Here is a 20,695-nt window from a genome sequence, read left to right as displayed (position 1 = left end):
CTGTAGCCGTACTGTGCGGATCATGACTGTGCCGGGTCCCCCTCCGCCGCACCAAGGTCCGTACCCCGGCCCGTGGCCGGGCGCGCCGATGCCGCCCTGGGATCCGGGGCCGCCGCGCACCAACCCGTGGCCGGTGGTCGGCGCCGTCTTCGCCGGTCTGTGGATCGCCGTGGTCACCGTCGTCGCACAGTGGATCGGCTGGTTCGTCGAGCAGCTCGGGCAGGCCACGACCGGTGACGCGCCGGCCGGCGTGGCCGCGATCTGCGGGGTGGTCGCGGCGGTGCTGGCCGCGATCCCGAGCCTGCTGCTGGCCCTGCTGCCGCGCTCGCCGGGGGTGCGCGCGGCGGGCCGGGCGTGGCTGCTGGGCGCGATCGGGCTCGCCGCGTTCAGCCTGCTGCGGCTGGTGCCGACGCTGGAGCACGAGCTGTACCTGTTGGCGCTGGCCGTGGCCGCGACGGCCGGCGCGCTGCTGCTCCGGCTGACCGGTCGCGATAAAGGCGAAATTTCCGAAGAGTCGTCTTCAGCCGATGACGCGAATATGGACGGCCGGTGGCCGGCACTGCTGCTCGCGCTCGGCGCCGGCCTGGCGATGCTGGCGCCGTGGCTGTGGGCGGGCGCGCTCGGCGGCCTGACCGAGACGCTGCTGGCCGCCGCCGCCTCCGCCGCGGTCGGCTGGTTCGCCGCGGCGGTGCTGGACGAGCCGTTCTGGCGCGCGTACGGCGGGCACGGCGGCCCGCGGATGGTGCTGGTCGGCGGCCTGGTGGCGGGCGTGGCGCTGGCCGCGATCGCGGGCGGCACCGGGCAGACCGGCACCGACCTGGCGATGCTGCTGATCCCGATCGTGGCGTTCACGGCCGCGGCGCTCCAGCCGCACGCGCGCACGCCGCGCCCCGCGCGGCCCGGGCGCCGCCGGGCCAGCGGTCCGGTCGCCGTGCTGGTCGCCGCCGCCGCGTTCGGCCCGCTCGGCTTCGTGGACCCGGAGGAGGTCACGCTCCTGCTCACCGGCCGGGACGTGCCGTACTGGACCGCCGTGGCCGCGGGATGCATGTGGCTGGTCGCGCTGGTCGCGGGCATCGCGTACGGCCTGCTCCTGGGCGGTGGCGTGCGCCGGGCCCGGACGCCGGTCGCGGCCGTCGCGGCGCTGCTGCTGGTGGCCGCGGCCGGGTTCGTCTACGCCGGGCCGGGCACGCCGGGTCTCTACGGCGACCGGCTGTTCGTGGTGATGGCGGACCAGGCGGACCTCTCCGGCATCGACACCACGCGCACCGGGCAGGCCGGCCGGGACGCGCGCGCGGCCGACGTCTACCGCGCGCTGGTCACGCAGGCGGACACCAGTCAGCGCGACCTGCGAGCCGCGCTGGACCGGTTCGGCCTGGACTACACACCCTATTACCTGGTCAACGCGATCGAGGTGGACGCCGGGGCCGGGGTGCGCGCCTGGCTGGAGTCGCGGGACGACGTGGCGGAGGTGCGTCCCAGTCCGCTGCTGCGCCCGCTGCCCGAGCCGGTCGGCACCAGCACCGGATCGGCGGACGCGCCCGGCGGTCCCACGTCCGCGATCCGCGCGGTCGGCGCGGACCAGGCCTGGAGCCAGGGCGTGCGCGGCGCCGGAATCGTGGTGGGCACGTCGGACTCGGGCGTGGACGGCGGCCACCCGGCGCTGCGGGACGGGTTCCGCGGCGGCGACGACTCCTGGCTCGACCCGTGGAACGACACCACCGCGCCGACCGACCACGGCGGGCACGGCACGCACACGATCGGCTCCGCGGTCGGCGACGGCGGCATCGGCGTGGCGCCGGACGCGCAGTGGGTCGGCTGCGTCAACCTCGACCGCAACCTCGGCAGCCCGGCGCGTTACCTGGACTGCCTGCAGTTCATGCTGGCGCCGTTCCCGGCCGGCGGTGATCCGTTCCGGGACGGGCGGCCGCAGCGCGCGCCGCACGTGCTGACGAACTCGTGGGGCTGCCCGGCGATCGAGGGCTGCGAGACCGGCACGCTGGCCGGGGCCACGGCCGCGTTCGCCGCCGCCGGGATCATGTTCGTCGCCGCGGCCGGGAACACCGGGCCGGCCTGCGACTCGATCGACGACGCGCCGGCGCCGTACGCGGACGTGCTGACCGTCGGCTCGGTCGACGACACCGGCACGGTGAGCGACTTCTCCAGCCGCGGCCCGGCCGAGGGCGGCGCCGCCAAGCCGGACGTGATGGCGCCCGGCGAGGAGGTGCTGTCCGCGATGCCGGGCGGCACCTACGGCGCGAACAGCGGCACTTCGATGGCGACGCCGCACGTGGCGGGCGAGGTGGCGCTCATCTGGTCGGCGGACCCCGCGCTGATCGGCGACCTGCCGGCCACCCGCGCGCTGATCACCGGGAACACCGTCCCGGTCCGGGCGAGCGGCGACTGCGGCGCGCCTGGCAACGAGTCCGGCGCCGGGCTGATCTCCGCGAATCAGGCCGTGCGTGCCGCGCTCGGCTCGTGACGGCCGCTACTGTCATGATCATGGATGCCGAGTTCGCCATCAGGGAGCTGACCGACGACGACGTACCGGCGGTGGTGACGCTCTGCGCGGGCGCGCTGGACCTGCCGGAGGACGCGGCGGAGGCGGCCGAGATCGTGCTGCGGCTGCGCGAGCGGCCGTCCCCGGAGTCACCGGCCGGGCACCGGACGCTGGGATACGTCGCGTTCGACGCGGAGGACGCGGTGCTGGGCGCGGTGCTCTGCTCCATCGCGCAGCGGGACCCGGGCACCGGCCACGTGGACCTGATCGCGGTGCGCCCGGACGCCCGGCGGCGTGGCATCGGGCGGGCGCTGATGGTGCGCGCGGAGGCCGGGCTGGCCGGGCTCGGCGCCTCGGAGGTGCTGCTCGCGGGCAACTCGCCGTACTACGCGTGGCCCGGCGTCGACGTGCGGTACACGCCGGCGGTGTGCGCCGCGATGGCGCTCGGCTACGAGCAGGACCGGACCGCGTGGAACATGACGGCGGACCTGGCGCCCGGCTCCGCGGCGCTGCGTGAGACGGCGACCGCGGAACGGCGGCTGGCCGAGGCCGGCATCACGGTACGGCTCGCGCACCGCGGCGACATCCCGCGGCTGGTCGAGTTCGCGGACCGGACCTTCGGCGGCGACTGGCCGAGCGAGGTCGCCGACTCGATCGGCCGGGACCGGGCCGGCTGCCATCTGGCCGAGCGCGACGGGGAGATCCTGGGCTTCGCGGCGTACGGATCGTCGCGGCCGAGCTGGTTCGGGCCGATGGGCACGGCCGCCGCCGCGGAAGGGCTGGGCATCGGAGGCGTGCTGCTCCGGCGGTGCCTGGCCGACCAGCACGCGCATGGCCATTCCGCGGCGCAGATCGGCTGGGTCGGCCCGGTGCCGTTCTACTCCGGCGCGGCCGGCGCGCGGATCGAGCGGGTGTTCTTCCTGTACCGCAAACAGCTCTGACCTTTTCCGGATAATCTGGCCGTACCCCCGGTCTGACGTTGTTCAGTGACTGGGGGGTGCGCCGATGCGGGTGATCATCGCGGCGTCCGAGGGGGACGACCCGAAGTGGGCGAACCACCTCGGCGTGCCCAAGCAACTCGCGCCGTTGCACGGCGCGCCACTGCTCGCCCACACCATCGACCAGGCCGTCTCGATGTGCGACGACGTGCACGTGACGCTGCCGGACGATCCCCGGTACGACGTGCTCTCCGGGCTGCCCGGCATCACCCGGCACGTGCGCGCCGGCGACTATCCCAGCGAGTACGCCTCCACCCGCGACCTGTGGTCCACCGACGACCGCACGGTGCTGCTGCTCGGCGACGTGTACTTCACGCCCGAGGCGATCTCCACCATCGCCGGCACGCCGGACCGCGGCATCCGGATCTTCGGCCGGGAGGGCGCGTCCCGGCACACCGGCAGCGATTGGGGGGCGGTCTTCGCCACCTCGTTCTGGCCGGAGCACCACGCGGAGCTGGACCGGTACCTGACCGACGTGCACTACGAACACGCGGTCGGCCACTGCCTGCGCCCGCCCGGCTGGATGCTGCTGTGCGCGGTGCAGGGCACGCCGTGGGAGGTGCACACGGTGCAGGCGCCGTGGTTCGTGGAGATCGACGACCTGACCGACTCGATCGACCGGGCGGTCGACTACGCCCGGCACCCGGTCTTCGACTTCCGCCGGCGCGGCGCGGTGGTCACGCCCAGCTTCACTGCGCCGCGCGGAAGCTGACCTCGTCCTCCACGTCGAGGCTGAGATCCCGCACCGCCAGCTGCGCGATGTCGGCGAGCTGGACGCGGCTGATCCGCGCGCCGTACAGGCTCGGCACGCCGTTGATCCGGGAGAGGTCGTTGCCGCGCAGGTCCGCGCCCTCCAGGTCGCAGTCGGCCAGTTCCAGGTCGGTCAGCCGGCAGTCGGTGAACGTGGCCGTGGTCAGCCGGCACCGGGTCAGCGACGCCTTGCTCAGGTTGGACCCGACCCAGGTGACCGGCCCCTTCGCGACCACCGCCTCCCAGACCGCGAAGTCCAGCCGGCAGTCCTCGAACGTGACGTCCCGCAGCGTGGCGTCGAACAGTTGCGCGCCGGTGAGCCGGCATCCGATCAGCTCGCAGCGCTCGATCGTCAGGCCGCGAAGGTACGCACTGGAGAGGTCGACGCGGTCGAGCACGCACTCGGTGAGCCGGACGTTGCGCCAATCCGCCTCGAGCAGTTCCACATCGGTGAGGTAGCACCGGGTCAGGCGCACCCCGGCCAGCTCCAGGCCTGCCCAGTCCGCGGCGGAGACGTGTGCGTCGGTGAGGTCGGCCGACGGCGGCTCGGTCACCCGATCAAGATCATGAAGGTCGAGGCCGGGCGGGAGGATGTCCAGCTCCTCGCCCTCGCGGCTCTCCACCCGATCGAGACTAGCGCTGTCCGCGGCGGAATCCAGCCGTCACGATCACCGGATCGGCCACGCACGGTGGCAGCCATCGTCGCCGCGCTGCCCGCGTCATGACGATATGTGGCCACAAAGTTGGTGACTTCGGACCACGGCTAGTTGCGTTCGGTTATCTTCTGATCACCCAAAGTACACGGCTGTGCTGCACGGCAGCGCTGGATCGGACGGCCCGACACACGACAACGCGCGGGCCAAGACCAGAGCCGAACTATGCGGTTGCATAACCGTAGGAGGACCCACGCATGCGCAAGTCCCAGCCAACCATCGGCCGCCGGCTGCTCCGCGCCGGTATCGCGGCAGGAGCGGTATCCGCCGTCCTGCTCGCGGCCGCTCCACCCGCGTTCGCCGCGAACGTGGCCGTCACCCTCACGCCCAACAGCGGACCCGTCACCGGCGGCACCACGGTCACCGCCAACGCGACCGGCCTCCTCACCGGCATCGCGACGGCCGCGCAGATCGACGTCCGGCTGACGACGGCGGCCACCTGCCCGGCCACCAACGTGGCGACGTCCGCCACCAACCTGGCCGGCCTCAGCATCACCAGGATCTCCGACGACGCGGTCTCCTTCGTCACGCCGAACCTGGGCACCGCGCCCAACACGTTCCGGGTGTGCATCTACGGCGTCACCAGCGGCACCGTGGCCGTCGGCTCTCCGCTGATCGGCAACGCGTCGACCGCCACCACGGCCTTCCGCAGCTACCTGCCGGGCACGCTGTCGGCCACCACCGGCCCGTCCGCCGGCGGCAACCAGATCACCATCGGGGCGACCGGCATCATCGGCACCGCCACCACCGTCGGCGCGACGCTGACCAGCGGCGCGTCCTGCCCCGCGACGTACACCACCGGCAACACCAGCTTCGCGGCCACCGCCACGCGGAACTCGGCCGACCAGGCCTCCGTCACGATCCCGGCCGGCGCGACGGCGTCCGGCGGACCGTACCGGGTGTGCCTCTACAACGGCTCCACCGCGACGAGCGTGCTGCTCGGCGTGGGTAGCGCGACGTACCAGCCGTCGTTCCCGCAGGCCATCCTGAGCAGCACCACGGGCAAGAACGCGGGCGGCAACCAGATCACCGCCACGCTGGCCGGCGCCTTCACCGGCATCACCCCGGCCGTGGTCTTCTCGTCCGCTCCCTCGTGCCCCACCACCTACGGCTCGCCCGGCGCCGGCACGGTCGCGACGACCTCGTCGAACAACGACACGGTGACCATCACGGTGCCGACCGGCGTGCTGGCACCGGGCACCTACAACGTCTGCATCTACGGTGGCAACACCGCCGGCAGCGGGCAGATCGCGGCCGGTAACGCGGCCTACACGCCGACGCTGCCGACCGTCACGCTGAGCCCGGAGTCCGGGTCCACCGCCACGGCCACCACGATCACGGCGACCTCGTCCACGACCGCCAACTTCCTGCTCGGCGTGACCACGCCGGCGGCGACGCTCACCAAGAGCGCCTGCCCGTCGACCTACGCCACCAGCGGTACGGTCCTCGCCGCGACGAACGTCATCCGGATCTCGAACACCAAGGCGGCGCTCACGGTGCCGAACACCGTGGTCTACACGCCCGCGGACGGCACCACCAGCGCGTGGAACGTGTGCATCTACACGGGTAACACCGCCTCCGACACGCTGGTCGGCACGAGTGTCTACCGGGTCGGCGCGACGCTGACCGTCAGCTCCATCTCGCCGGGTAGCGGCCCGGCGCAGGGTGGCAACACGGTCACGGTGCAGGGCAGCGGCTTCACCGCCGGCCTCACCGCCTCCATCGGCGGGGCCGAGTTGGAGGACATCGTCGTCGCGGCCAACGGCACCAGCTTCACCGGTACGACCACGCCGCGCGCGGCCGGCAACAATCTCGCGCTGACCGTCAAGACCGACGCCGGTACGAAGTCGCTGTCCTCGGCCTACGACTACTCGTTCGGCATCACCGTCACGCCCAACACGGCGCCGTCCAACACCACCGTGACGCTGGACGTGCTCGGCGCCGGTTTCGAGGATCTGGCGCCGTTCGGCACCGGCAACGCGGCGAGCGCGCACGTCTACCTGGTGCGCGGCGGCTCCGGCACGGCGACCGCCTACAACCCGCTGGAGACGACCGGCGGCAGCGGCATCAAGACGGTCGGCCAGATCCAGGAGTGCACCAGCGTCCTGGTGATCAGTGACCTGGAGCTGCTCTGCACGCTGGATCTCACCAACAGCGTGACCAACACCGACCCGCCGACCCCGACCGGCAACCCGGTGCCGAACGGCACCTACACGGTGACCGTGGTCAGCAGCGGCGTGGTCGGTGACGCCACCGCCGTGGCCGACGTCACGCAGTCGCTGATCACCAGCGGCTCGACGTTCACGGTCTCGCCGTACTGATCCGGCAGGTAGCCGTACCGCACTGAGGCGGCGCCCGGGGCTCACGCCCCGGGCGCCGTCGCGTGTGTCAGCCGAGCTTGCGCCAGGCCGCCTCCAGCGCCTCGATGCTCCGGACCCGGGACGGCTTGCCGTCCACGTTCACCGCGACCGTGTAGACGCTCCTGGTGGCGCTGACCCGCCAGCAGATCAGCAGCGTGGACCGCGGCTGAGCCGGCAGGTCCGGGCTGAGCCGGATCCTGTTGGTGCACCGCACGTCGCCGATCCGCTCGTTCTCCTCGGTCACCCAGGACAGCTCGCGGTACCCGGTCAGATCCGCCCGCGCGGACGCCACCTTCAGCCGTTCCTTGTCGTCCGGGGAGGCCGTCTGGACCACCTGCACCTCCGAGTCCTTGACCGCGGTGCTCTGCGGCTGCGCGCGCAGAGTCTTGGACGGTTGCGGCAGCGCGGCCGCGCCGGGCTGCTCGTTCCGCTCCGACCGCGCGGTGGCCGCCGGTGCCGGGACCGCCCTCGTCGCCGCCGTCGGGGCCGCGGCGCCGGGCCGCGGCGACACCGGGGCGGGGGCCGGCGCGGAGGGGGCGGCGCCGGCGGTCGCGGAGGGCGGGACCGGCAGGCCGGAGGCCGTCGGGATGAGCGGCACCGACGGGACGACGGTGGCCACGCCCGGCGGCGGCGCGGGGTCCGCGGTGGAGATGGCGACGGGTTCGTTCCGGCCCTGGGTGGCGAGGATGACGCCGCCGACGCCGAGGACGGCGAGCACGCCCGCGGCGCCCGCGATCAGCTGCTGCTTCGGCCGCCGGGGCCGGTGCGCCACCGCGGAGGTGTAGGTGCTGCCGTCGTCCGGCTCCGGGCCTTCGGCGGTGGGTTCCGTGCCTTCGTTGCGCATGTCGGTCCTTTGCGGGTTTCGGCTTGGCCGGGCCACCCGCGGAGGACGCGGATGCAGCCCCGAAATCCCAGACTTTCACGCGAAACGGACATTTTCCGCAAGATCGACGCTCGTGGAGTCGCCGGTGGAACGGAAACGGGCGGGCCGCTCGCGCGACCCGCCCGTTCGGTGAAGCTCGGACTCAGAAGTCCATGCCGCCCGCGTCGGGGGCACCGGCCGGGGCCGGGGTCTTCTCCGGCTTGTCCGCCACCACGGCCTCCGTGGTGAGGAACAGCGCCGCGATCGAGGCCGCGTTCTGCAGCGCCGACCGGGTCACCTTCGCCGGGTCGATGATGCCGGCCTTGAGCAGGTCGACGTACTCACCGGAGGCGGCGTTGAGGCCGTGACCGGCCTCCAGGTTGCGCACCTTCTCCACCACGACGCCGCCCTCGAGGCCGGCGTTCACGGCGATCTGGCGCAGCGGGGCGTCCAGCGCGACCTTGACGATCTGCGCACCGGTCGCCTCGTCACCGACGAGGTCCAGCTTGTCGAACGCGGTCTTGCCGGCCTGCACCAGGGCGACGCCACCACCGGGCACGATGCCCTCCTCGACGGCCGCCTTCGCGTTGCGAACGGCGTCCTCGATGCGGTGCTTGCGCTCCTTGAGCTCGACCTCGGTGGCCGCGCCGACCTTGATCACCGCAACACCGCCGGCCAGCTTGGCCAGACGCTCCTGCAGCTTCTCGCGGTCGTAGTCGGAGTCCGACTTCTCGATCTCGGCGCGGATCTGGGCGACCCGGCCGTTGATCTGGTCGGCGTCACCGGCACCGTCGACGATCGTGGTCTCGTCCTTGGTGACCTGCACCTTGCGGGCACGGCCGAGCATGTCGAGGCCGACACCCTCCAGCTTGAGGCCCAGCTCCTCGGAGACGGTCTGGCCGCCGGTGAGGATCGCGATGTCGGTCAGCATCGCCTTGCGGCGGTCGCCGAAGCCCGGGGCCTTGACGGCGACGGACTTGAAGGTGCCGCGCACCTTGTTGACGATCAGGGTGGCCAGGGCCTCGCCCTCGACGTCCTCGGCGATGATCAGCAGCGGCTTGCCCGACTGCATGACCTTCTCCAGGATCGGGAGCAGGTCCTTGACCGAAGAGATCTTGCTGTTCGCGATGAGGATGTACGGGTCGTCGAGGACGGCCTCCATCCGCTCCGCGTCGGTCCAGAAGTAGGGCGAGATGTAGCCCTTGTCGAAGCGCATGCCCTCGGTGAGCTCGAGCTCCAGGCCGAAGGTGTTGCTCTCCTCGACGGTGATGACGCCTTCCTTGCCGACCTTGTCCATCGCCTCGGCGATGATCTCGCCGACGGTGCTGTCACCGGCGGAGATGGAGGCGGTGGAGGCGATCTGCTCCTTGGTCTCGACGTCCTTCGCCAGCTGGCTCAGGCCCTCGGAGACGCTCGCGACCGCGGCCTCGATGCCCCGCTTGAGGGCCATCGGGTTGGCACCGGCGGCGACGTTGCGCAGGCCCTCGCGAACCAGCGCCTGGGCGAGGACGGTCGCCGTCGTCGTGCCGTCACCGGCCACGTCGTCGGTCTTCTTGGCGACCTCCTTGACCAGCTCAGCGCCGATCTTCTCGTAGGGGTCCTCGAGCTCGATCTCCTTGGCGATGCTCACACCATCGTTGGTGATGGTGGGGGCACCCCACTTCTTCTCGAGCACCACGTTGCGGCCCTTCGGGCCCAGCGTCACCTTGACGGCGTCGGCGAGGGTGTTCATGCCCCGCTCAAGACCGCGGCGCGCCTCCTCGTCGAACGAGATAATCTTGGCCATACGGCGATGTCCTCCTGGACGCTCACGGCACCCGGACTTTTCCCGCCGGCTGCCGCCTGCTGACGCACCATCGAACGACGTCACATGGACGCCTCCGTCGGCCGGGCCGGATAAGCCCGCGACGACCGGCCCCGCCCTCGTGAGCCGCCTCCTGACGACCCGCTCGGACGTGACCCCACCGTCCCGACCTGTTGGCACTCACCATCAGCGAGTGCCAGAACCTTTTTTAGCACTCTGCCCATGCGAGTGCAAGCACGATGCGTGGTCCCGCGACCGCGCGGAGGACCCGTTCAGCCGAGTTCGTCCGCCAGTTGCGCGGTGGTCAGCGGCGCGGACGCCGCCCGCTGCTCCGCGTAGGTGAGCAGGGTGCCGATGATCTGGATCGCCTGCAGGGGCAACATCACCAGGGCCAGCACCACGCCGCCGCCGGCGGCGAACGCGAGGATCGTGGCCGGGTCGGTGAGCACCGCCATCGGGATCTGGAACAGCGTGCTGACGATGCCGCTGGCGAACTGCACCACGCCGTAGACGATGATCACGCGCACGATGATCGTCAGCGCGTTGCGGTGCAGCGCGCCGAACGACGCGCCGAGCCCCTGCCGCTGGAAGATCACGACCGGCGCGAGCATGGCCAGGCCGAAGGCGACGTAGATGCCGGGCAGGACGCAGGCCACGATGCCGAGCACGAACAGCAGGCCGCCGAGCAGCGACCAGCCGACGAGACCGAAGCCGCGCCGGACGCCGTACCGCAGCGCCGCACCCAGCCCGGCCGGCTGCCCGGTGGCGGCCTCGCGGACGATCGCCCAGGTGCTCGCGGCGATGCCGACCACCTGGACCCACAGGCTGACGAGGAGGAGGGCGACGCCGCCGGCCACGAGCGCGGCGCCGACCGCGATCGTCACGCGCGGGGGCGGCGGCGAGTCGCCGAACGGGTCCGGACCGATCAGCCGGTCCGGCAGATCCGGGTTGGAGATCAGCACCGCGACGATAATCCCGACGGCGACCAGCGCAATCCCGATGCCCGGCAGGAACTGGGTGACAAAGATGATCGAAAAGACGCTTCGCCAGCTGCGTTTGAACGTGTCGCTGATCCGCGAGACCCAGCCGCTGACTCCGGCGCCGGGCGGGGTGACGAGCGGATCGTTCACGTCGTACTGAGGCTGATAGTAATAAGGTTGCTCGATAGGCGGGTAACCCACCGGTGGCGCTCCTCAGGAAAAGCTGTCTGATACAGCTAGCGGCTCATGCTCGCATTACGAAGCCGAATAAGAGTTTGAAGCTCATCAACATGCCGGGGTGGGGTGCAACCGTGCCCACACGTGAGCAGGGCGCCGCCTCAACGAGTGAGGAGCGACGCCCCGAATGGGAGATGGAGAGGTCGGCCCGGTCCGGGCCGCCACCGGCGAATCAGGCGATGACCCGCACCTTCTCCGCCTGCGGTCCCTTCTGACCCTGCGCGATCTCGAACTCCACGCGCTGCCCGTCGTCCAACGCCTTGTAGCCGTCCATCTCGATCGCGGAGAAGTGGACGAAGACGTCCTGCCCCCCGTCAACCGCGATGAAACCGTAGCCCTTTTCGCTGTTGAACCACTTGACGGTGCCCTGTGCCACGGTGCACTTCCTCACTTCAATGGTGCTGGTTGCGCCAACCCCCCGGCTTAAGCAACTGCTCATCCGGGGCCGCCTGATCCGGGTCCGTCTGGGTCCTCGAAACACTGCGGCCGAACCGCACGCTACACGAGCAACACCAACCGTGCACTACCCTAAAACGGACACCGTGGACGCAGCGCTTCCGCCCGCGGCTACTGATGGTGATCGTTGCCCGGCCCGCCAAGGAACGATCCCGGACGGTTCCTTCTCGTCGATACCGGTTGCCCGATCCCCCGCTTCCGGGTAGGCAGAGCAACATGACCAGCACCATTGCCCCGGTACGCCACCCCGCCCCCGTCACGATCGCGCGCGTTCGGGTCCCCGACGCCGCGCGAATGCGGGCGCTGCGACTGGAAATGCTCGCCGATTCTCCGCTCGCATTTCTGGAAACGGTGGCGGATGCCGCGGCACGGCCGCACGAGGATTTCCGCGCACAGATCGCGCACAACATCCGATCGGGTCTGGCCGTCCAGTTCGTGGCCGTCGAGGATGGACGGTTCGTGGGGCATGCGGGCGGGATCGTGCTGGCCTCGGACCGCCGGGTGACCGTGATATTCGCGGTCTACGTGACGCCGCGGCTGCGCGGAACGGGGCTGGTCGGAGAGCTGATCGAGGCGGTGGCGCGATGGTCGCGGGACGAGCGGCGGCCGGAGCTGATGCTGGAGGTGGTGACCGGCAACGACCGCGCGGTCCGGGCGTACGAACGACTCGGTTTCCGCGACACCGGCATCCGGGTACCACATCCGACGCTGCCCGGTCTGACCGAACTCCAAATGCGACGGCGGGCCTGAGCGGAATGGCACGGCGGACACAAAACTCCACACAGATACGTATCAATTACGGAGAGTGAGGACATGCGGGCGCGGCACGTGGGTCGGACGGCACTGACCGCCATAAACGGCACGACGCCGATCGGGCTGCTGATCGCCACGGCCGCCCGCGCCCGGCTCCGTCGCGGGCCGGGCGGCGTGCTGATCGCGGGCGAGTGCCGCCGCCCGGCGCTGCGCCGCACGTTCACGGTCGGCTCCGTGATCCTCACCCGGCGGCCGGCCGAGTGGATGCTGCACCCGGACCAGGCCGAGCTGCTCGCGCACGAGACGCGGCACGTCGCCCAGTACGCCGGGCTGGGCCCGCTGTTCTTCCCCGCCTACTGGCTGGCCTGCGGCTGGTCGTACCTGCTGACCAAGTCGTACGGCTCGCGGAACTGGTTCGAGCGGCGCGCCGGCCTGGCCGCCGGCCGGTACCGGGAGAACCCGCTGCGCCCGTGGGCCACGCGGCTGCGCCGGACACGCGCCGACCAGGGCGCACCCTAGGGCGGGTTCGGCGGATCTCGCCGAGCCGAGGCGAGGTCCAGCTGTCGTCCGGGTGTGCGGCGCGGAAGTCCGGATACCGGTGCTGCATGTGGGCTTCCGCGACGTGCGGTCAGGCGGCGGCTGGGCCACGCCGCAGGCCGGCGACGATCCGCCAGACAGGCCCTAGAAGCGCCGCTGCCAGTCGATCGTCGCTCCGGCGGGACGGAAGCCGAGCGCCGCGTTGATCGCCATCATGTGCGTGTTCGCGGCCGAGTTCCAGGTGTGCAGGTGGCGAAGTTCGGGCGCTTTCGCCCGTACCTGCAGATGGTTGTGGATTTTGACGGCCATCCCGAGGCGGTGACCGCGGTGCGCCGGGTCGACCAGCGTGATCTGCTGCCAGCCCCACGAGACCGGCTCGTCCAGCTGCTCGATCATCGTCCAGGCGACGAGCCGGCCGGTGGCGTCGTCCCGCATGGCCGCGTGGAACAGCGTGCCGCCCTTGTCGCGGTAGCCCCGCTCGTAGGCGCGGATCACGGACGGGTCCGGCTTCTCCGCCTCCAGCTCCAGCTCGCCGGTCGGCGCGTCGAGCAGCAGCCGCCCGTTCAGATAGGCGATGTCCTCGACGTCGGCCTCCGGCACCTCGCCGGTCCAGAGCACCGGCGAGTATCCCGCCGTGTGCGGCGTGGCCTGCGACAGGAGTCGCTCGACCGGTACGTCGTCGAGGTCCAGTGCCTGCCCGTGCGCGGTCGAGGCGCGCCGGTAGCCGAGCGCCTCCGCGAACGCGGAGCCGTGACCGGGGCGCGCCGGGCCACCGGGCAGCGACTCCGACGTGGTCGCCAGCACGGTCGTGCGGCCCTCGCCGCGGACGATCCCGGTGAGGTGCTCGTGCAGCGCGCGGCCCGCGCCCCGGCGGCGGTGCTCCGGCAGCACGTGCACCTCGATCATCGCGGTGTCCCGGTTCCGCTCGTCCGGCAGGACCAGCAGGCCGGTGCCGACCGCGACGCCGTCCGCCCGGGCCAGGAAGCCGAGCCGACGCTCGCCGACCTGCGGATTCCGTAACCGGGACAGGTATCGGCGCTGGCTGAGAACGGGCAGGTCCGGGGTGTCGGTGCGGCCGGCGAGGCGCATGATCGCCGTCGCCTCCCCGCACTCGGGGTCGTCGGCGAGGTCGACGGCGGTGACGCGCAGGCTCATGCCGTGCACCCTGCCCGGGAAGCCCGCGATCTGGCGAATGAATTTGGTCGGGGAGACGCTCGCACAGCACCTCGATGAACGATCAGCACTGGGTCGTCGAGTCGGCGGAAGAGATTGTCGCCAAGCTCAGGATCCGCAACTCTTACGGCGTCGCGTCTCCCCGCACGGAGCATTTTGCGGTGTAGCGAGAATCACGTCAAGGCTTTCCGCTACGCGTCGATCAACAGGCCACCCCGGAGGGTGATCAGTCAGCCGAGCAGGCCCGCCTCCCGCGCGGAACGCAGCGACGGCTTCACCGTGTGCGTCGGCCCCACGAGGCTAGCCACCGCGTCCAGCGTCTTCAATCCCTCGCCGGTGTTGTAGACGACCGTCTCCTTCGCCGGGTCGAGCCGGCCAGACTTGATCAGCTTGGCCAGCACCGCGGTGGTGACGCCGCCCGCGGTCTCCGCGAAGACGCCGGTGGTGCGCGCCAGCAGCCGGATCGCGTCGCGGATCTCGTCGTCGTCCGCGTAGTCCATCCAGCCGCCGGTCCGCCGCACCGCCTCCAGCGCATAGAGGCCGGCCGCCGGGTCGCCGATGTTCAGCGACTTCGCGATGCCGGTCGGGCGCACCGGGCGGATCTCGTCGGTCTCCTCGTGCAGCGCCACCGCGATCGGGTTGCAGCCGGCGGACTGCGCGCCGAACACGGTCCAGCCGTTCGCCGGCGCCTCGACCAGTCCGATCTCGACCAGCTCGGAGAACGCCTTGTCGACCTTGGTCAGCAGCTCGCCGCTGGCCATCGGGATCACGACCTGCTCCGGAATCCGCCAGCCGAGCTGCTCCGCGACCTCGTAGCCGAGCGTCTTGGAGCCCTCCGCGTAGTACGGCCGGACGTTGACGTTGACGAACGCGGTGTCCTCGAACTCGTCCGTCTCGACCAGTTCGCTGCACAGGCGGTTGACGTCGTCGTACGACCCCTCGATCGCCACCAGGTCGCCGCCGTACACCGCGGTGGTGATGATTTTGCCCTGCTCCAGGTCGGCCGGGATGAAAACGATCGACGGCACGCCCGCCCGGGCCGCGTGCGCGGCGACCGAGTTGGCCAGGTTGCCGGTGGAGGCGCAGGCGAACCGCGTGAAGCCCAGGCCGCGGGCGGCGGACAGCGCCACCGACACCACCCGGTCCTTGAACGAGTGCGTCGGGTTCGCGGAGTCGTCCTTCACCCACAGCGCGCCGGTCATGCCCAGCTCCGCGGCGAGCGCGGGCGCGGAGACCAGCGGCGTCATGCCCGGGTTCAGCGTGATCCGGTCGGCCGGGTCCTGGCCGGACGGGAGCAGCCCCGCGTACCGCCAGATGTTGTTCGGACCGGCCTCGATCTGCTCACGGGTGACCCGCTTCAGCAGGTCCTGGTCGTAGGCGACCTCGAGCGGGCCGAAACACTCGTAACAGGCGTGCTGCGCGGCGAGCGGGTATTCGGCGCCGCAACCGCGACAGACGAGGGCGCGAGCGGGGCTGACGGCAGACGTCATGAGGAGGTGTCCTCTCATCTTTCCCATCGCCACACCGTGTGACGGGGACGGAATTGGCACCTGCCGCCGCCGCGCTCGTCGTCGAGCGCGCGGGGTGGTTGCCGGGGCGTCATCGGGCCGTATCCCTCAGCCCCTCTGGATGAGGTATTCAGTTGTGCGGGTTCGAGTTTACGGGCAGGTTTCCGGATCTCCACCAGGCGATCCCGAGGTGTGAGCGAATCGTCGCCGTTCACTCACGTACCGAGGCGGTGGCCAGCCCTCGCATCCGCCGGCGCAGCACCTGCTCCATCAGCTGCACCAGCGCGTCCTTCACCGAGGACCGCGCGCGGGCGTCACACTCCGCGATCGGCACCTCCGGTCCCACGCCGAGCGCGTCCCGCACCTCCTCCAGCGCGAACCGTGGCGCGCCGTCGAACGGGTTCACCGCCAGCAGGAACGGCAGGCCCATCTCCTCGAAGTAGTCGACCGCGGGATAGCTGTCCTCGATCCGGCGCGTATCGACCAGCACCACCGCGCCCAGCGCACCGTCCACCAGGTCGTCCCAGAGGAACGAGAAGCGGTCCTGGCCCGGCGTGCCGAACAGGTAGAGCATCAGCGACGCGTCGAGGTGGATGCGGCCGAAGTCGAGCGCGACCGTGGTGGTGGTCTTGCCGGCGACCGCACGCGTGTCGTCCACGCCGATCGACACCTCGGTCATGTCCGCCTCGGTGAGCAGCGGCTCGATCTCGGATATGGCGCTCACGAAGGTGGTCTTGCCCACTCCGAAGCCGCCGCTGATCACGATCTTCACGACCACCGGGGTGGTCGTCGCACTAGAGGGCCCGGACACGGTCGACGATCCTCTCGATCAGCTCGATGGGCAGGGCGGAGGAGTCCGGCATCGGCTCGTCCACGGTCACGTAGCCGTCCGCGGCGAGGTCCGCGACCAGCACCCGGGCCACCCCGACCGGCACACCCAGGCAGGTCGCGACGTCCGCGAGCGCGCGCGGCTCCTGACAGAACCGGACGATGCGCAGCAGCTCGAAGCGCAGCGGCGCGGACAGCGCGGCGGGCGCGGCGCGGATCAGCGTCTCCAGCCGCAGCCCGTCCCGCAGCGGCCGGGTCCGGCCGCCGGTCAGCAGGAACGGCCGGATAACGCCCTCGTCCTCACCGCCGCGGACCGGCTCCTCCGGCGCACCGGCGGCCTGACCGCGGCGGCGGGGCAACTCGTCCGCCGTGCGGTGCCAGGGCGGCACCATCCGCGGGTCCGGCACCCGCGGGCCGAGGTCCCCGGCGCTCACCGCGGGAGCGTCCGGCGGGACTCGGCGATCAGCGCCGGCGTGAGCAGGTCGCCGACCCGCTCGCCGAGCAGCGCGATCTCGTACCCGATCAGCGCCACGTCGCAGTCGCCGACCGCGAGCACGCCGAGGCAGGTGCCGCCGCCGAGCGCGGAGACGATCAGGAAGCCGGAGGTCATCTCGATCATGATCAGTTTGAGGCCGGTGAACTCGTAGCGGCGGGCCGCGCTGCGGGCCAGGCTGCTCAGTCCGGAGACGATCGCCGCGAGGTGGTCGGCGTCGGCGCGGGACAGACCGGCGGACGTGGCGATCAGCATGCCGTCCGAGGAGACGGCTACGGCCTCGCGCACGCCGGCCGTACCCCGGACGAAGTTGGTGATCAGCCAGTTGAAGCGGTGAGCCGTGGTGTCCGGCCCTGCGTCGATGCTCATCGCGCCTTCCCGTTCTCGTCGTCGAAGCCGTCGTGGGTGGTGCCCTCGCTCGCCGCGCGGCCCAGGTGCAGGCCGCGGCGGAGCGCCGTCATGGTGGCGCCGATGTCGGCCGGCACCGGCCGCTCCGCGGCGAGGCGCGCGGCCGTGCCGTTCCCGGCGCCGCGCGGGCCCTGCCGGGGGACGGCGCCTCCGGCCGGGCCGCGACGATGCCTCGGTACGCGCTTGACCAGCCCGTTCGGCGTCACCTCGGCCTCCGGTGCGGCCGGCGCGACCGGCGCCGGGACGGGAGTGCGCGGCACCGGGGCGGGAGTGCGCGGCGCCGGGGCGGGCGGTGCGGAGGCGGGCGCCGGCACCGGCACCGCGTCGATGTGGAACGTGGTGGTGGGCGTCGACGCCGGCACGTTCTCCGCCGGCGGCGCGACCAGCAGCGAGGCCGGCACCTTCACCCGGGCGGTCGTGCCGGTCACCGGCGACTGGCAAATCTCCACGGTCATGCCGAGCTTCCCGGCGAGGTGGCCGACCACGTAGTGCCCCAGGTACTTCGTGGGCGCCACCGAGAACGGCTCCGCGCCGGCCAGCCGCGCGTTGGCCCGGGCCAGTTCCTCCGGGCTCATGCCGACGCCCTGGTCCACGATCGCGATCAGGTACGCCTCCCGGTCCACCCACCGCCCGTGCACCTCCACGTCGAAGTCCGGCGGGGAGAAGGTGAGCCCGTTCTCGACCAGCTCGGCGACCATGTGGGCCAGGTCGGCCACGTACGCGCCGGGCACGAACGCGTCATCGATCCGGCGCAGCGACACCCGGCGGTAGTCCTCCACCTCGGCGAGCGCGGAGCGCAGCACGTCGGCCATCGGCAACGGGCGCGACCAGCTCCGCGGCGTCGCCTCCCCGACCAGCACCAGCAGGCTCTCCGCGTTGCGCCGCATGCGGGTCGCCAGGTGGTCCAGCTCGAACAGGTTCGCCAGACCGGCCGGATCGGTCTCCTCGCGCTCCAGCTGGGTGATGAAGCTGAGCTGGCGGCGGAGCAGGTTCTGGTTGCGGCGGCCCAGGTTCGCCATCGAGTCCGCGGTGTTCCGGCGCAGCACGGCCTGCTCGGCGGCGAGCCCGTACGCGGAGGACTGCAGGCGGTTCAGCGCCTCCGTCACCGAGCGGATCTCCGCGGTGGCCCGGGCCGGCACCGCCACCGGCGGCGGCGGGCCGGTCGTCTCGCCCTCGTGCAGCCGCGCGACCGCGGCCGGGAGTCGCTGCGACGCGGCGGCGTCCGCCTCGCTCGCCAGCCGGGCCAGCGGCCGGGTGATGCCGGTCGAGGCGGACCGGCCGAGCAGCAGGCCGGCGATGAGCGCGAACAGGATGCCGACGCCGAGCCCGCTCAGGTCGAAGATCGCCTCGCCGCGCAGGTCGTCGGTACGGGCCCGGACGTCGTCGGCGACGATGCCCTGCACCGCGCCGAGTTCGTCGGTCAGCACCGTGCTGGCGCGCAGCCAGTCCGCCGGGTCGCCCTCCGGCGCCGCGTCCAGCGCGGCCTGCTCGGCGGCGGTGACCTCGGTGCCGTCCGGTCCGGTGGTGGCGGCCTTGAGCCGATCCAGCGCGCGCGGCGAGGCGTAGCGGGAGACCTCGGCCAGCGCGACCCGCTTCGCCGCGATCAGCGTGGAGAGGTCGGCGCGCTCGCCGTCCTCCAGCCGGCCGCGCACGTACGCCGCGCCGATCAGCCCGCGCGCCGCGGAGCCGGACTCCTTCGCGCCGGAGAGCGCCTGGAGCGCGGCGAGCCCGCGGCGCAGCTCCGGGTCCGGGTCCGGGAACGGCGCGTCCAGCCCGGTGTCCAGCCGGTTCAACGCGGCGATCCGATCGGTGTACCACTGCGCGGCGGGCTGCCGCGCGGTCCGGCCGGTGTCCGCCTCCACGCGTACCCGGCCGAGGTCGTCGAGCTGCCGCACGACCGCGTAGACCGCCTCGGGACCGGGCCCCTCCGCGTCGCGGACGCCCTCGAGCGCGCTGCGGGCGGCGTCCACCTTCACCCGCTGGGCGACCAGGTCCGCGCGCCACCGGGCGTCGCCGGCCAGCACCACGCCGGTCAGGTCGCGCTCGTACTGCAGCTCGTGCACCAGATCCTGCGCCGACATGCCCAGCTCCACCGTGGCGGTGGCGCCGTCCGCGGCGTGGTACTCGTCGATCTCCTTGAGCACCAGGTCGCCGAGCAGCAGCAGCACCGCCACCAGCGGCACGGCCAGCAGGCGTGCGACGCGGCCGTGGATGGTGGCCGACCGGCCGCGCCGGTCGCGCTCGGCGGCGTCCACCCCCGGTGGCTCGATCGGCGCCTGCGTCCACTCAGGAACGATGGGCCCGTGGCGACGCTCCGATATGGAACGGAGGGAGTTCCGCATGTGGCCTCTTCTCGAAAACCGAACCGGTGACCGTCTGGCAGCAGACGGTGAGGCACCGGGTCCGGCCTCCGTCGCACGGCGTGTGCGAAGGTGCCACGAACGGGTGAGCGGTTACGACGTCACATCCTTGCGGGTGAATCGCCAGAACGCGGCCGACCAGAACAACGTCGCGTAACAGACCGCGGAGATGGTGCCCTTGACCATGTCGTCCGCCTGGATGGGCGTGGAGAGCAGGCCCAGCCAGGCGTCGGAGAAGTGGGTGGGCAGCAGGTTCCGCAGGCCGCCGAGCGCGGTGATCTGGTCCAGGATGTTGGAGAGGATCACCAGCAGCACCGCGCCGCCGACCGCGCCGAGCGGCGCGTCGGTCAGCACCGACAGCAGGAACGCGAGGCCCGCCACGACCAGCAGGCTGACCGCGAGATAGCCCACCACGCCGCACAGCCGGAGCAGGCCGGCACCGGGCGGGATCTGCGCCGCGACCGTGCTGCGCAGCGGCGACCAGCCGTACCGGGCCGTGCCCAGCAGCAGCGCCGTCGCGGCCAGGGTCAGCAGCGCCAGCCCGGAGTAGGTGAGCGCCACCGCCAGCTTCACGGCCAGCAGCCGCGCCCTCGGCACCGGCACCGCCAGCAGGTAGCGCAGGCTGCCCCAGCTCGCCTCGCTGGCGACGGTGTCGCCGTGGAACAGCGCCACCACCACGCCGAGCATGAAACCCGCGGAAACCAGCAGCGTGAACAGCGTGAAGTTGAGCCCGCCGGACGTGGCCAGATCGATCAGGCTGCCGAACTCGCCGTTGCCGTCGTCATCGTCGCCATCGGCCTCGAACTGGAACGCGATCAGAATGATCAAAGGCAGCAGGACCATGAAACCCAATGCCAGCCGGGTACGCATCCGCGTCGCCTGCCGCCGGAACTCCGCCCCGAACGACAGCGTCCGCCCCGGCCGGTAACCCACCGCGCCACCGCTCATGCCGACTCCCCTGCTTCGCCGCGGTCGCGC

At 72.0% G+C, this 20,695-nt stretch carries 18 protein-coding genes and 1 riboswitch; of the genes, 6 read left to right on the top strand and 12 right to left on the bottom strand.

Going from position 1 to position 20,695, the window contains the following annotated elements:
• The first annotated feature begins 22 nt into the window (after positions 1-22).
• The 3 genes from J2S41_RS35855 to J2S41_RS35845 all read left to right on the top strand — a co-directional run bounded on the left by J2S41_RS35855 (position 23) and on the right by J2S41_RS35845 (position 4,207).
• Positions 23-2,479 carry a S8 family serine peptidase gene (locus J2S41_RS35855; protein WP_374728216.1) on the top strand — a complete coding sequence of 819 codons (2,457 nt, stop codon included), beginning with the start codon at positions 23-25 and terminating at the stop codon, positions 2,477-2,479.
• A 20-nt stretch (positions 2,480-2,499) separates the two neighbouring features.
• A complete protein-coding gene (locus J2S41_RS35850) occupies positions 2,500-3,438 on the top strand; it encodes a GNAT family N-acetyltransferase (RefSeq protein WP_310374747.1) in 939 nt (312 codons plus the stop codon).
• A 64-nt stretch (positions 3,439-3,502) separates the two neighbouring features.
• Positions 3,503-4,207, top strand: a complete 705-nt coding sequence (locus tag J2S41_RS35845; protein ID WP_310374745.1) for an NTP transferase domain-containing protein — start codon at positions 3,503-3,505, stop codon at positions 4,205-4,207.
• Here J2S41_RS35845 and J2S41_RS35840 read toward each other — a convergent pair.
• Positions 4,185-4,868 carry a pentapeptide repeat-containing protein gene (locus J2S41_RS35840; protein WP_310374743.1) on the bottom strand — a complete coding sequence of 228 codons (684 nt, stop codon included), beginning with the start codon at positions 4,866-4,868 and terminating at the stop codon, positions 4,185-4,187. The genes J2S41_RS35845 and J2S41_RS35840 overlap by 23 nt on opposite strands.
• A gap of 287 nt (positions 4,869-5,155) precedes the next feature.
• On the opposite strand from J2S41_RS35840, the gene J2S41_RS35835 reads away from it, so the two are divergent.
• Positions 5,156-7,279, top strand: a complete 2,124-nt coding sequence (locus tag J2S41_RS35835; protein WP_310374742.1) for a beta strand repeat-containing protein — start codon at positions 5,156-5,158, stop codon at positions 7,277-7,279.
• A 67-nt stretch (positions 7,280-7,346) separates the two neighbouring features.
• Here J2S41_RS35835 and J2S41_RS35830 read toward each other — a convergent pair whose 3' ends face one another.
• The 4 genes from J2S41_RS35830 to J2S41_RS35815 form a co-directional block, all read right to left on the bottom strand.
• Positions 7,347-8,162: a hypothetical protein gene (locus J2S41_RS35830; protein ID WP_310374740.1), complete on the bottom strand. Its 816-nt coding sequence runs from the start codon at positions 8,160-8,162 to the stop codon at positions 7,347-7,349.
• 181 nt (positions 8,163-8,343) lie between these two features.
• Positions 8,344-9,966 (bottom strand): chaperonin GroEL, encoded by a 1,623-nt coding sequence (groL, locus tag J2S41_RS35825; RefSeq protein WP_310374739.1) that lies wholly within the window; start codon positions 9,964-9,966, stop codon positions 8,344-8,346.
• A 290-nt stretch (positions 9,967-10,256) separates the two neighbouring features.
• The gene (locus J2S41_RS35820; protein WP_310374738.1) at positions 10,257-11,114 is read right to left on the bottom strand and encodes a hypothetical protein; all 858 of its coding nucleotides are present in this window, start codon (positions 11,112-11,114) and stop codon (positions 10,257-10,259) included.
• A gap of 259 nt (positions 11,115-11,373) precedes the next feature.
• The gene (locus J2S41_RS35815) at positions 11,374-11,577 is read right to left on the bottom strand and encodes a cold-shock protein (protein WP_033342363.1); all 204 of its coding nucleotides are present in this window, start codon (positions 11,575-11,577) and stop codon (positions 11,374-11,376) included.
• A 296-nt stretch (positions 11,578-11,873) separates the two neighbouring features.
• Between J2S41_RS35815 and J2S41_RS35810 the strand changes: the two genes are divergently transcribed.
• Complete coding sequence (locus J2S41_RS35810) at positions 11,874-12,407, top strand: GNAT family N-acetyltransferase (RefSeq protein ID WP_310374730.1); 534 nt, start codon at positions 11,874-11,876, stop codon at positions 12,405-12,407.
• A gap of 63 nt (positions 12,408-12,470) precedes the next feature.
• Positions 12,471-12,929 (top strand): hypothetical protein, encoded by a 459-nt coding sequence (locus tag J2S41_RS35805; RefSeq protein WP_310374728.1) that lies wholly within the window; start codon positions 12,471-12,473, stop codon positions 12,927-12,929.
• 162 nt (positions 12,930-13,091) lie between these two features.
• Here the strand turns inward: J2S41_RS35805 and J2S41_RS35800 are convergent, their stop codons facing one another.
• From J2S41_RS35800 to J2S41_RS35770, 7 genes are all read right to left on the bottom strand, one after another.
• Positions 13,092-14,102: a GNAT family N-acetyltransferase gene (locus J2S41_RS35800; protein WP_310374726.1), complete on the bottom strand. Its 1,011-nt coding sequence runs from the start codon at positions 14,100-14,102 to the stop codon at positions 13,092-13,094.
• Positions 14,103-14,350: 248 nt separating this feature from the next.
• Positions 14,351-15,610, bottom strand: a complete 1,260-nt coding sequence (thrC, locus tag J2S41_RS35795) for a threonine synthase (protein ID WP_310374724.1) — start codon at positions 15,608-15,610, stop codon at positions 14,351-14,353.
• An 11-nt stretch (positions 15,611-15,621) separates the two neighbouring features.
• A riboswitch (SAM riboswitch) is annotated at positions 15,622-15,756 on the bottom strand.
• 83 nt (positions 15,757-15,839) lie between these two features.
• Complete coding sequence (locus J2S41_RS35790) at positions 15,840-16,439, bottom strand: GTP-binding protein (RefSeq protein ID WP_374728215.1); 600 nt, start codon at positions 16,437-16,439, stop codon at positions 15,840-15,842.
• Positions 16,423-16,890 carry a DUF742 domain-containing protein gene (locus J2S41_RS35785; protein WP_310374720.1) on the bottom strand — a complete coding sequence of 156 codons (468 nt, stop codon included), beginning with the start codon at positions 16,888-16,890 and terminating at the stop codon, positions 16,423-16,425. Before J2S41_RS35785 ends, J2S41_RS35790 begins: the two co-directional genes overlap by 17 nt.
• Entirely contained in the window at positions 16,887-17,318 is a 432-nt protein-coding gene (locus J2S41_RS35780) for a roadblock/LC7 domain-containing protein (protein ID WP_310374718.1), read from the bottom strand. Before J2S41_RS35780 ends, J2S41_RS35785 begins: the two co-directional genes overlap by 4 nt.
• The gene (locus J2S41_RS35775) at positions 17,315-19,612 is read right to left on the bottom strand and encodes a sensor histidine kinase (RefSeq protein WP_310374715.1); all 2,298 of its coding nucleotides are present in this window, start codon (positions 19,610-19,612) and stop codon (positions 17,315-17,317) included. The genes J2S41_RS35780 and J2S41_RS35775 overlap by 4 nt, the downstream gene beginning before the upstream one ends.
• A gap of 198 nt (positions 19,613-19,810) precedes the next feature.
• Positions 19,811-20,665 carry an ABC transporter permease gene (locus J2S41_RS35770; RefSeq protein WP_310374713.1) on the bottom strand — a complete coding sequence of 285 codons (855 nt, stop codon included), beginning with the start codon at positions 20,663-20,665 and terminating at the stop codon, positions 19,811-19,813.
• Positions 20,666-20,695: the final 30 nt, after the last annotated feature.

Origin of the sequence: Catenuloplanes atrovinosus (genome assembly GCF_031458235.1) — a bacterium.
Lineage (GTDB): Bacteria > Actinomycetota > Actinomycetes > Mycobacteriales > Micromonosporaceae > Catenuloplanes > Catenuloplanes atrovinosus.
Note: the sequence above shows the minus strand (reverse complement) of the source record. Positions and strands in the feature narration are given on the sequence as shown.